Origin of the sequence: Paraflavisolibacter caeni (genome assembly GCF_025628885.1) — a bacterium.
Lineage (GTDB): Bacteria > Bacteroidota > Bacteroidia > Chitinophagales > Chitinophagaceae > Flavisolibacter > Flavisolibacter caeni.
This window is the reverse complement of the sequence record NZ_JAOTIF010000002.1, coordinates 435,867-448,159: the sequence shown is the minus strand read 5'-3', so window position 1 is coordinate 448,159 and position 12,293 is coordinate 435,867. Positions and strand designations below refer to the sequence as shown.

General features: G+C 42.4%; 11 protein-coding genes. 9 read left to right on the top strand and 2 right to left on the bottom strand.

Features of this window, described 5'->3' with window-relative positions:
* Positions 1 to 73: 73 nt before the first annotated feature.
* A complete protein-coding gene (locus OCK74_RS05985) occupies positions 74 to 364 on the top strand; it encodes a cupin domain-containing protein (protein WP_279296101.1) in 291 nt (96 codons plus the stop codon).
* Positions 365 to 387: 23 nt separating this feature from the next.
* Here OCK74_RS05985 and OCK74_RS05980 read toward each other — a convergent pair whose 3' ends face one another.
* Positions 388 to 585 carry a PLDc N-terminal domain-containing protein gene (locus tag OCK74_RS05980; protein WP_279296100.1) on the bottom strand — a complete coding sequence of 66 codons (198 nt, stop codon included), beginning with the start codon at positions 583 to 585 and terminating at the stop codon, positions 388 to 390.
* 229 nt (positions 586 to 814) lie between these two features.
* Here OCK74_RS05980 and OCK74_RS05975 point away from each other — a divergent pair, with 229 nt between their 5' ends.
* The 4 genes from OCK74_RS05975 to OCK74_RS05960 all read left to right on the top strand — a co-directional run bounded on the left by OCK74_RS05975 (position 815) and on the right by OCK74_RS05960 (position 8,384).
* A complete protein-coding gene (locus OCK74_RS05975; RefSeq protein WP_279296099.1) occupies positions 815 to 1,540 on the top strand; it encodes a pyridoxine 5'-phosphate synthase in 726 nt (241 codons plus the stop codon).
* 12 nt (positions 1,541 to 1,552) lie between these two features.
* Positions 1,553 to 3,667, top strand: a complete 2,115-nt coding sequence (gene recG, locus OCK74_RS05970; protein WP_279296098.1) for an ATP-dependent DNA helicase RecG — start codon at positions 1,553 to 1,555, stop codon at positions 3,665 to 3,667.
* Positions 3,668 to 3,736: 69 nt separating this feature from the next.
* Entirely contained in the window at positions 3,737 to 7,327 is a 3,591-nt protein-coding gene (locus OCK74_RS05965) for a DUF7948 domain-containing protein (RefSeq protein ID WP_279296097.1), read from the top strand.
* Positions 7,328 to 7,340: 13 nt separating this feature from the next.
* Positions 7,341 to 8,384 carry a PorP/SprF family type IX secretion system membrane protein gene (locus tag OCK74_RS05960; RefSeq protein WP_279296096.1) on the top strand — a complete coding sequence of 348 codons (1,044 nt, stop codon included), beginning with the start codon at positions 7,341 to 7,343 and terminating at the stop codon, positions 8,382 to 8,384.
* A gap of 87 nt (positions 8,385 to 8,471) precedes the next feature.
* On the opposite strand, the gene OCK74_RS05955 is transcribed toward OCK74_RS05960, so the two are convergent.
* Positions 8,472 to 9,536 carry a branched-chain amino acid aminotransferase gene (locus tag OCK74_RS05955; protein ID WP_279296095.1) on the bottom strand — a complete coding sequence of 355 codons (1,065 nt, stop codon included), beginning with the start codon at positions 9,534 to 9,536 and terminating at the stop codon, positions 8,472 to 8,474.
* Between the two features lie 87 nt (positions 9,537 to 9,623).
* Between OCK74_RS05955 and OCK74_RS05950 the strand changes: the two genes are divergently transcribed.
* The 4 genes from OCK74_RS05950 to OCK74_RS05935 are packed head-to-tail and all read left to right on the top strand — an operon-like array spanning position 9,624 to position 12,255.
* Positions 9,624 to 10,256 (top strand): hypothetical protein, encoded by a 633-nt coding sequence (locus OCK74_RS05950; protein WP_279296094.1) that lies wholly within the window; start codon positions 9,624 to 9,626, stop codon positions 10,254 to 10,256.
* A 37-nt stretch (positions 10,257 to 10,293) separates the two neighbouring features.
* Entirely contained in the window at positions 10,294 to 10,881 is a 588-nt protein-coding gene (gene rdgB, locus OCK74_RS05945) for an RdgB/HAM1 family non-canonical purine NTP pyrophosphatase (protein WP_279296093.1), read from the top strand.
* Between the two features lie 24 nt (positions 10,882 to 10,905).
* A complete protein-coding gene (locus OCK74_RS05940; protein ID WP_279296092.1) occupies positions 10,906 to 11,454 on the top strand; it encodes an RNA polymerase sigma factor in 549 nt (182 codons plus the stop codon).
* Between the two features lie 3 nt (positions 11,455 to 11,457).
* Complete coding sequence (locus OCK74_RS05935; RefSeq protein WP_279296091.1) at positions 11,458 to 12,255, top strand: hypothetical protein; 798 nt, start codon at positions 11,458 to 11,460, stop codon at positions 12,253 to 12,255.
* Positions 12,256 to 12,293 lie beyond the last annotated feature (38 nt).

The following is a 12,293-nucleotide window of genomic DNA, read 5'->3' as shown; positions in this document are numbered from 1 at the left end:
CCTTGACACCAATGTTGGAAATCGTACAGACCGAACCGTCTTTAACAGCGATGGTAATTACAGGTCCACTTTTTTGAAGACCGGCAAAGAAACCGGTGGCGCTTATGAATTGATCCAAGTGGAATTGGAACCACATGGTGGAAATGACTGGCACTATCATAAAAAATTTAATGAGTATTTCACCGTTTTAAAGGGCAAAGCCCTGGTTGGCAAGAATGGCAAGGAATATACAATAAATGAAGGATACAGCGGCACCTATCTCCCAGGTATCCCTGGATTTATTCAGGAGCCCTTGGTAAATGCATTGGCAAAGATTGCACAGTGGAAAGGTGAGGATAAAGAATTGAAAAAGTATTTCCAGTAAAGAAGATTAAAGTTGGGTACCTATTAAAGCCTTTTTCTTATGATGACATATACGATCAGGCCAAGAATGGGAAAAGAAATAATTATTAATGTCCAGAAGGCCTTAGCGACCAGAGACAGGTCTTCTCTTTTAAACAGATTGATCAACGCCCATACCAAAACAACCAACCAAATGAGGAGCGTGATCACAAAAAACCAGAAAACATAATTGGCAGTATTCATTGCGAACGGTGTTGCTCCCTTCAAATTTACCGCTTTTAATAACGGAGACTATTAAGTTTTGAAATCCTTAATGGTCTTTTGTGTTTTAGAAATCAATCATTGGCCACGGAAGTAAATGAGCAATTGGCGAACCTGGATTTAAAGATGTGGAGGATATATCGATTTTATAAAAAAAGGTTAGAAAAAAGTTCAACCACCAAACTCACTCTTCCGACTGTAATTTTGCAGTATGACCAAGTTATCAGTAAACATCAACAAGTTTGCCACCCTGCGTAACAGCCGGGGAGGCAATAATCCAGATGTAGTGAAGGCTGCTATTGATGCTCAGCGCTTTGGAGCAGATGGCGTTACAGTTCACCCCCGACCAGACGAACGACACATAAGATATCAAGATGTTCGTGATATAAAGAAAATTATTACTACAGAATTTAATATTGAAGGGAATTGCCAGGAACAGAAGTTTGTAGACCTGGTACTGGAAACCCAACCGGACCAAGTAACACTTGTTCCTGATGCGCTCAATCAAATCACTTCCAATCATGGTTGGGATACCATTGCCTATAAGGATTACCTTAAAGAGATCATTGGCATTTTCAAAAATGCCGGTATCCGCGTTTCCATATTTGTAGACCCAGTGCTTGAAATGATAGAAGGTGCTGCAGAAACGGGCACGGACAGAATTGAGCTTTATACAGAGGGATATGCTGTCGAATATGCAAAGGGTGATAAGCAATCAGCCATTGAACCCTATTTGGCTGCAGCCAGAAGAGCGAAGGAATTGGGATTAGGTTTGAATGCCGGTCATGATCTTGACCTGAATAACCTGAAATTCCTGAAGCAAAATATTCCCTGGCTGGACGAAGTGAGCATAGGTCATGCACTTATTTGCGATGCCATTTATCTTGGATTTGAAAATGTGATCCAGCTGTATAAAAGGCAATTGAATTACGAATGATTCGACTGACGAATGACTGGGAGTAATCAAAACATATTATCGTATCCTATTGAATATTTAAAGGGTGTGGGGCCGCAGCGTGCAGACCTGTTGAAGAAGGAGCTGAATATCTTTACTTTCAGTGACCTATTGCATCATTTTCCGTACAGGCACATAGACCGCACCAAGATATTCAGGATCGTAGACCTGAACCCGTCAATTGAATTTGCACAAGTACAGGGAGTATTGGTCAATTTTGAGGTGATTGGAGAGAAAAGTGCAAGACGCTTAATAGCTAATTTAAAAGATGATTCCGGCACAATGGAACTTACCTGGTTCCAAGGTATCAGCTGGGTTCAAAAAATGCTTCGGCAAGGGCAGCAGTACCTGGTGTTTGGGCGGATGGGCTTTTTTATGGGCAAGCCCCAAATGGTTCATCCGGAGTTGGAAGTAGTTCAAGCCGGGACTGCACAGACTAAGAATTACCTGGAGCCTGTATACCCGACCACTGAAAAACTGAAGGCCAGGGGATTGGGTGGGCGCCCTATGGCAAAACTGGTACAAGCGTTACTACCCTTGCTTTCGGAAAAAGACATTCCGGAAAACCTTCCCGATAGTATTCTTCATAGAGGGCAGTTTGTTTCGCGTTATGCCGCATATCAGCAGGCGCACTTTCCGTCTTCGACAGAAGCATATGAAAAAGCAGTGCGCCGGCTAAAATTTGAAGAGTTTTTTATAGCACAAATTCGCCTGGCCATTGTCAGGGCCAAGCGTCACCGCTATTCCAAAGGTGTGGTGTTCGACAAGGTTGGAGACTTGTTCAATACATTTTATCACAAGCACCTTCCTTTCCAGTTGACTGGCGCTCAAAAACGGGTGTTGAAAGAAATAAGATCCGACACTTTGAATGGTCACCAGATGAACCGGTTGTTGCAAGGAGATGTGGGCAGCGGTAAAACTATTGTAGCCCTTCTTTCAATGCTGTTGGCGATAGACAATGGTTTCCAAGCCTGTATGATGGCGCCGACCGAAATCCTGGCGCAGCAACATTTCAATTCTATCAGCAGCCTGCTGAAAGACATGCCCATTGGCGTACACCTGCTTACCGGTTCTACCAAAAACGGTGAGCGTAAATATATCCTGCAATGCCTGGCAGAAGGTAGTCTCAGCCTGATCATAGGCACCCATGCACTTATTGAAGAAGTGGTGCAGTTCAAAAACTTAGGATTGGCTGTTATCGACGAACAACACCGTTTTGGAGTAGCGCAGCGTGCGAGTTTATGGAAAAAGGCCGCCGTACCTCCTCATGTTCTGGTTATGACCGCAACACCGATTCCCAGAACATTGGCTATGACCGCATATGGAGACCTTGATTACAGTATCATGGATGAATTGCCACCAGGCAGGCAACCTATCACTACCGTTCACCGTTATGATACATACAGGGTGTCTGTACTGGAATTTATTAAAGATGAAATAGAAAAAGGAAGACAAGCATATATAATTTTTCCTTTAATCGAAGAAAGTGTTAAATTAGATTATGAAAGCCTGATGCAAGGTTATGAGCATGTAAAAGCTTTTTTTCCTGAACCCCGGTATTGGATCAGTATGGTACACGGCCGTCAGAACCCTGAAGTAAAAGAAACCAACATGCAACGTTTTGTAAAAGGAGATACTCAAATTATGGTTTCGACGACGGTGATTGAAGTAGGTGTAAATGTACCCAATGCCAGCGTGATGCTTATTGAAAATGCGGAAAAATTTGGACTATCGCAGTTGCATCAATTGCGTGGTCGAGTTGGAAGGGGCGCTGAAAAAAGTTATTGTATATTATTAACCTCCTCAAAACTAAGTAACGAAGCCAGGGAGCGTATCAAAACGATGGTTTCTACGAACAATGGTTTCGAAATTGCTGAGAAAGATTTAGAACTGCGCGGCCCCGGGGATATAGAAGGTACACGCCAAAGCGGTACATTAAACCTTAGACTTGCAGATCTCGTCAAAGACAAACTTATTCTGGATGCCGCTAAAAAATGGGCAGAACAAATTGCTGAAGAAGACCCAGAACTAGATGCGGCAGAGAATTTACGCCTTAAACATTACCTGGGAAGCCTACAGGGAAAGACAGTGTGGAGCAAGATATCGTGAATTGTTTGCTTTCTTAACAATTGTTTACGCAACAATTTTCGGAATATTCAGTTAATATTATAAAACACTTTGACTATCAAAAACTATATACTTTTCCTGTCTTTCTTACTGTTTTCCTGCTTTACTTTCGGCCAATCTAATGAGTCGGTTCAATTCGTTGAAAATAAAGGCCAGTGGAACAGTCAAGTAAAGTTCATGGCCGAAGTGCCTGCCGGCGCAATTTATATACATGACAACGGTTTTACGATACTGCAGCATGAACCACAGTCGTGGGAAAGTGCGATTGATCGAGTACTTGGACATCTGAAAGATGAACCAAGGGATGAGAGAAATACAGGAACAACGATCAAATCCCATGCTTACCGTGTTGATTTTTTAAATGCAGCAGCCCACCCGCAAATCATTGCCGACAAACCCCTTAATAATTACAATAATTACTTTAAGGGGGATGATCCATCCAAATGGGCAACCGACTGCAAAATTTATCTAGGTATTACAGTAAAGAATTTGTACCCTGGTATAGATATTCGTTATTATTCTCAAAACGGACGCGTAAAATATGATCTTATTGTAAATCCCGGCGCTGATGTGAGTAAGGTTGCCCTAAAGTATAATGGGATAGATAAACTTGAAGTAAAAAATAAGGAGTTATTCATCCCTACTTCGGTAGGTATATTAAAAGAATTAGCCCCCTACTCTTATCAACCAAATGAAAGTGGCCGCAAAGAGATCGTCAGTAAATATGTGGTGAACGGAAATGTTATGCGATTTGATGTCAGAAATTATGACAAGAATCTTCCTCTGATCCTCGACCCCACACTTATTTTTTGTTCGTTCAGTGGAAGCATGAAAGACAATTGGGGCTTCACTGCGACTTATGGACCAGATGGCAGCATGTATGGTGGAGGGATATCGCTGGAAGGAGGATTCCCTGTTTCTCCCGGAGCCTTTCAAACTACTTTTGGCGGAGGTTCGTCCAACCCCGTACCGGAAGATATTGTTATTATTAAACTCACTCCAGATGGCAGAAACCGGGTATACGCTACCTATATTGGCGGTTCAGGCAATGAACAACCACACAGCCTGGTAGTGGACCAACAAGGCAACCTTGTTATTGCGGGCAGGACCAACTCTCCTATTTCGGGAGCAGGCTCTTACCCAACAAAAGGCTTCACCTCCAGTAACCTGGGCAATTATGATATCATTGTTACTAAATTAAACGCAACAGGTACAGCCCTGATAGGCTCCGCACGGATTGGCGGATCTGCTGATGACGGAGCCAACATCAACGCTTCCCGGAGCGGAGCTAATTCATTACAACGCAACTATGGTGATGATGGCAGAAGTGAAGTCATTCTGGATGGAGGAAATAATATATATGTTGCTTCCTGTACGCAATCGACCAACTTTTATGTACAAAATGCTTTCCAAAACAATAATGCAGGAAAGCAAGATGGCGTTATTATTAAGCTGACACCAGATGCCTCCAATGTCATTTTCAGCAGTTATTTGGGAGGCGATGGAAATGATGCCGCTTATGTATTATCTCTTAACCCTTTTACAGGTCAGATCTATATAGCCGGAGGTACAGAATCTTCAGGTGGAAGTATGCCAGGAAATACCAGTGGTACTATCGGTGTAAGTAATCAGGGCAATATTGATGGTTTTGTTTCAATTATTGGTAATTCAGGGGGCATACAAAAAACGACCTTTATAGGCACTAGTGGCATTGACCAGGTGTACGGAATACAGTTTGACAAATTTGGCTATCCCTATGTAACCGGACAAACTACAGGCGACTGGCCACATATCAATGCCGCCTATTATGATGCCGGGGCCAAACAGTTCATTGCCAAGTTGGAACCAGACCTTTCCAGGTATGTTTATTCTACGGCATTCGGTAAATCGGCCAATAATCCGAGTATTTCTATAACAGCCTTCCTGGTGGACAGGTGTGAAAATGTTTATGTATCTGGATGGGGCGGTTCAATTTCTTCGGGCACAAATTATCAAAGCTCCGGAACCAACGGGCTTCCTGTAACGCCAGATGCCATTAAGGCTACCACTGACGGTAAAGATTTTTATTTCTTTGTTTTAAAGAAAAATGCAACGGCTCAATTGTTTGGAAGTTTCTTTGGACAGGACGGTTATGCTACAGACCATGTGGATGGAGGAACAAGCCGCTTTGACCGTAACGGAGTAATTTACCAGGCCATTTGCGCCAACTGCAAGCAATTTGGTCCAACACCTTTTCCTACTACACCTGGAGCATGGCAGGAAACAAATCCTTCACCGGGTTGTAATTTAGCTATGGTGAAGATTGAAATGAACTTTGCCGGAGTACATTCTGGAGTACGGTCTTCAATTAGGGGAATTCTGCGCGATACTGCAGGCTGCGTACCACTGACTGTTGATTTTACTGATACAGTACGTAATGCCGTTAGTTATGAATGGCAATTTGGAGATGGCAGTCCACAGATAACCACTGCTACTCCGTCTGCTTCACACACGTATAATGTGGTTGGGACATACCGTGTTATGCTGGTTGCAATAGACTCTTCTACCTGTAATATCCGGGATACATCATACCTACGTATACGTGTAGGCGATATAAAAGCTGATTTGGACTTTAACCCAGTAAAGTTGAATCCTTGTGATTCATTCCGCTACCGTTTTGATAATCTTTCCAGAGCTCCGGGTACACAGCCATTCAATGGACAATCATTTGAGTGGGACTTTGGTGATGGCACCCCAAGACTCAGGAGCGGTCTAAACAGTGTTTTCCATACTTATGCCAATCCAGGTACTTATAATGTAAGACTATTATTATTGGATAGTGCATTTTGTAACTACCCGGATTCTGTTGTAAAGACTTTGCGTGTAGCGGCTCTTGTGAAAGCCCAGTTTGAGACGCTTCCAACAGGTTGTGCGCCGTATCCTGCGCAATTCACCAATACCTCTATGGCGGGCCAGAATTTCACATGGAATTTTGGCGATGGAGCCACATCAACAGACCATGAACCTTTACATATTTACACTACGCCCGGCACATATACGATTAAGCTAATAGCGAGAGATTCTGCCACTTGTAATTTTATTGATTCAATAGCCAAGACCATCACCGTAGCGGGCATACCAACGGCTAATTTCAGTGCTGCGCCACAGCCTCCTTTGGTAAATACACCAGTTACCTTCACCAATTTATCATCTCCGGATGCGGTAAGATTTAAGTGGTTGTTTGGCGATGGAGACAGTTTGGTAGTGAATTCAGCGCAACCTGTGCAGCATGAATATAATTCGACAGGAACATTCAATGCCTGCCTGATCGCATTTAACATTGCCAATTGTACTGATACTATTTGCCAACCTGTACAGGCGCTGGTAGATGCGGCAGTAGACGTTCCAACAGCGTTTACACCGTTGAGCAGCGATGCAAACAATAAGGTGTTTGTACGTGGCTATGGAATTACTAAAATGAAGTTTTCGATCTGGGCGCGCTGGGGAGAAAAGGTGTTTGAAACACAAAGTAAAAGTATAGGCTGGGATGGCCGTTATAAGGGAGCACTACTGCCTATGGATGTTTATGCTTATACACTCGAAGTAGAATTTTTTGACGGCAAGAAAACGAGTAAAAAAGGTGATATCACTTTAATTAGATAGAGGGGGCTAGAGTATGAAATCAATTTTAAAAACTTTGTTTGCCTGCTGCGGCCTGTTGGTTGTCAGCCTAACCTATGCACAAGACCTGCATTATTCACAATTTTTCAATTCTCCACTTACTACAAATCCTGCTAACACAGGTTTTATTCCAGATGGGGACTACCGGCTTGGCGCCAATTTCCGAAACCAGTGGTCGTCGATCATGACACTTCCTTTTAAAACCACCAGTATTTATGGCGATGTACAGTTACTAAAGGACCGGATGGAAAACGGTTGGGTAGGCGCAGGTGCTGTGCTACTGCGAGATGTTGCAGGCAGTGGCAATCTCACCTCTACAAAGCTGTATGGTTCAATTGCATACCACCAGTTGCTAGGCTATGCAAGTTTATTAAGCCTTGGGTTCAATGTGGGCTATGCCAATAAACACATCAATGTGTCCAATTTAAAGTTCCCAGACCAGTTTGACGGAAAGTTTTTTGATAATAAGATGCCAACCACCGCAAGCCTTGACAGGACTCAAACCGGCTATCTAGACCTTCAGGCTGGTATGAACTATGCTTATTTTCCGACTGACAAGATATACCTGAACAGCGGTTTTTCTGTTCATCACATCAATAAACCCAGGGAATCATTCTTTGATGCCAGCGCTGATGGTACTGTTGACAACCGGGTGCCCCGCCGTTACATTGCCTTTTTAAACGGTAGTTTTTTAGTAAATGAACAATGGATCATCAATCCGAATGCTTATTACACAACACAAGCCAAGGTTTCCCAATTGGTAGCAGGCGCCAATGCCCACTATAATCTTTCAGGTGATGGCGAATACCTTTTAATCGGAGGTTTATATTACCGGCATAAAGAGGCGGTGATCCCTATGGTTGGATTGGGTTATAAAGATTATATTTTCACCTTTTGCTATGATGCCACGATTTCAACATTAAAGAACTATAATAACACCCGTGGAGCTTTCGAATTTTCCCTGGTTAAACAGGGTGTTTTGAACCAATACAGAGGCAACAGAAGGGAGACGATCTGTCCGTCGTTTAAAAGTCTCTGAGCCTGAATTTGGGAGATTTTAAGGCATAAACTAAAAACCCGCTTTAAGAGCGGGTTTTTAGTTTATAGAAATTAATCATAGCTCTCATTACACTTTCACCATCCAGCCGTACTTGTCTTCAGTCTTGCTGGAGCGGATGTCGTCCAGGGTCTTTTTTACTCCGGGCATTACTTCCCACTGATCAATATCAAATGTCATTACAAAGTCTTTGTAACGAAGTTCTTTTATTGGAGATACAGTTGCTGCTGTACCGGTACCGAATACTTCCTTCAGTGTACCTGCATTATAAGCCTCGATCAGTTCTTCTATATTTACTGGTCTTTCCTCAACAGTAAGTCCCCTTTCCTTCAGGAGGGTTAAAACAGTCTGACGGGTTACACCATTCAGAATGGTGCCTGCTTCCAAATCTGGCGTTACAACTGAATTACCGATGATAAACATCACATTCATGGTACCAATTTCCTGAACATACTTGTGCTCAACCGGGTCAGTCCATAAGATCTGGTCATAACCTTTCTTTTTAGCTTCTTCAGTCGGATGCAAACAAGCGGCATAGTTACCAGCAGCTTTTGCAAAGCCGATTCCGCCCTTTACAGCTCGCACATAAAATTCTTCCACATAAATGCGCATTGGCCTGGCATAATAAGGACCTGTAGGACTCAGGATCACCAGGAATTTATATTTATCAGAAGGTTTCACACCAATCATTTCATCTGTTGCAAACATAAACGGCCTGATGTACAAAGAATGGTCTTCCATTGAAGGGATCCAAGCTTTTTCCAGGGCAATCAGTTGCTTTATGCCTTCCACAAAGATTTCTTCCGGCACCTGGGGCATTTCCATACGTGCAGCTGAAACGTTAAAACGCTTGAAATTATCATAAAGCCTAAAGACATAAGCATTATCCTGATCGTCTTTATAAGCTTTAATTCCTTCAAAGATAGCCTGGCCATAATGTAGCACAGCGGCCGATGGGTCCATCACTAGTGGCTGATAAGGTTTTATTTCTACATTTTTCCATTCACCTTTATCGTAATCAGCTTCCAGCATGTAGTCGGTAAAGATTCTTCCGAAGGGTAAATTCTCCAGATTCATGTCCTGGAGTTTGCTACGCTCAGCCTTTATAACAGGAAAACCAATACTTGCAATCATAATAACTAATTTAGCAAAGCAAAGAAACAAAAAAGCTAAGACTTTACTGGAAATCATCTACATTAAATGAGCTTAAACGACATAAAAATGCCCCCGCAACTGATTGTGGGTCTCTATCCAGACACTCTGGTGGAAACTGAAATAACATGGATTGAGGTTCAGCCCAGAGCGGAGCATCCTATGGTTGAACACCCTGAGATGGATCAACCAGAAATAGTGCAGGCTATGCCAGAACAGTCTTTGGTGGAAGAACCAATGAACACCCCTTCATTAAACGAGCAGCCAAACATTGTTCATCAAGAGACAGAGCAACGAATTAAGATAGAACAGCAAACTTTCGACTTCCAAGGCAAGAACAGAAAGCATATTTTGATTCTTACAACCAGCGATAAAGCTCAATATCTGGCAGAACATGAATTGAAATTCTTAATTTCTGTGCTAAAGGCATGTGGGCTTACAACTGAGGATGTCGCTATTTTGAATTTAAAAAATCAAAATGCAGATTTTAAAGGACTTCAATCCTTTTTTCAAAATCAGACAGCTTTGCTATTTGGTCTGGAGCCAGATAGTATTGGCTTACCAATGAACTTTCCGCAGTTTCAACTTCAAAATTTTAGTAAATGCACTTACCTGCATGCTCCTGCGCTTCATGAAATTGAAAAAGACAAGGCATTAAAAATGAAGCTTTGGGGGAGTTTGAAAAACTTATTTTCGCTATAAGATGAAAGTCTTAAGCCCGGGAGGTTAACAATCAAGTATGAAAATCATTTTTGCAACCAATAATCAACACAAGGTAGAAGAAGTAAAAACTCTTTTGCCATCTAATATTTCCATTATCAGCCTACGAGAAGCGGGGATAGATGCTGAAATACCAGAACCTCATGATACGCTGCAAGAAAATGCAGCAGAGAAGGCCAGAACAATACGAACAATGACCGGAGAGAATTGTTTTAGCGAAGATACCGGGTTGGAGGTTCAGGCACTCAATGGCGAACCTGGAGTAAAAAGTGCACGTTATGCCGGTGAAGAAAAGACTTCGCAGCAAAACATGGAAAAGCTGCTAGCCAGGCTAGGACAGCAAGAAGACCGGCGAGCAAGGTTCAGAACGGTGATTTGTCTAATCCTGGCAGACCTGGAATATCATTTTGAAGGTATTTGCGAGGGCGTTATCACATACGAACCCAGAGGTGATCAAGGTTTTGGGTATGATCCCGTTTTCATTCCTAATGGAGCAGAAAAGACATTTGCAGAGATGGGGATGAAAGAAAAAAACAAGTTCAGCCACAGGAAGAAAGCTGTGGCCAAGCTGGTAGAATTTTTGAATCAAATGAGCTTACAACAATAAATCTTAAAGGGAGCAAGCAACCAAATGCGTAATGAAGCCGACTTAATTGAGGGATGTATTCGCGGGGACAGGAAAATGCAATATGAATTGTATGAACGGTTTGCACCAAAAATGTTTGGTGTGTGCCTGCGTTATGCCTCTAACAATGAAGAGGCGGAAGATATTTTGCAGGAAGGATTTATCAAGGTGTTCAAAAAAATTGGCAGTTACCGCAGTGAAGGGTCATTTGAAGGGTGGATCAGAAGGATCTTTGTAAATACGGCTATAGAACATTTCCGGAGGAAGGTTCATCTGCAGCCAATAACGGAAAAGGAAGAGAGTACTGTTGAAGGGAAATATTTATCTATTCTGGATACGCTTGCAGAAAAAGATATCGTTCAATTGGTACAACAATTATCACCAGGGTACCGTACGGTATTTAACATGTATGTAATTGAAGGTTATTCTCATAAGCAGATTGCAGAGGAATTGGGCATTAGTGAAGGCACCAGCAAATCGCAATTATCAAGAGCCAAGCAGATATTACAGGATCTGGTACAAAAACACATTGAAAAAAGAAAGCAGCCACGCTAAATTATGAGCAGCGAATTAAAAGATAAGATGCATCAATGGGAAGCTAAGCCGCCGGCAGATACATGGAACAGGATAGCTGCTTCACTAGATGCTGATGAGGAATACGTTCTTGCACACAAACTTTCTTCCTTTGAAAGTAGGCCTCCCCAGCAAGTATGGGAAAATATTGAGGAAGGGTTAGAGGCGCGTCAACCTGGCAATGTGGTTTCGTTTTATCAAAAACATAAACTGGCTTTCCGTTACAGCGGCGTCGCTGCAGCATTAATTTTCGCTGCCGTGCTCATTAACTTATTTATTGCAAAACCATCTGAGTCCAATGAATTAACACAACGATCCAGCGTGCAAACCATTCCTCAACTTCGACAAGTTCAATCATCCGAGGGTCAAGAAAATAAACGTACACCTTGGAACGGATATTCAGATAGCCAAACATATTCTGATCAAAATTCCACAGAAGTTAATACCGGAACAACAACCATTTTTCCGGAAAAACATTCTTCCAAAGCTTTGCATCCATCAGGTAGGGGTAGCGGTTATCATGCAATAATCGCGGAATGGCAAAAAGCAAAGGATTCACTGGTTGACCGTTATTTTGTGCATACCAATAACAAAGGGGAACCTATAAGATATTCCAGCAAACTTTATGACCTTTTTGAATGTTCTGATGAATGGTCTGAAACCGAATGTGCGCAACAAATCAAGTTATGGCAACAAAAGGCTGCCACTTCTGCGATATATGCATCTGCTGATTTTAACGGTGTGCTTGAGATTTTGAAGGGGATGCAGGAAGATGAAAGATGAGCGGGAATGACGAATGGGGATAGATCATTTAATATTTT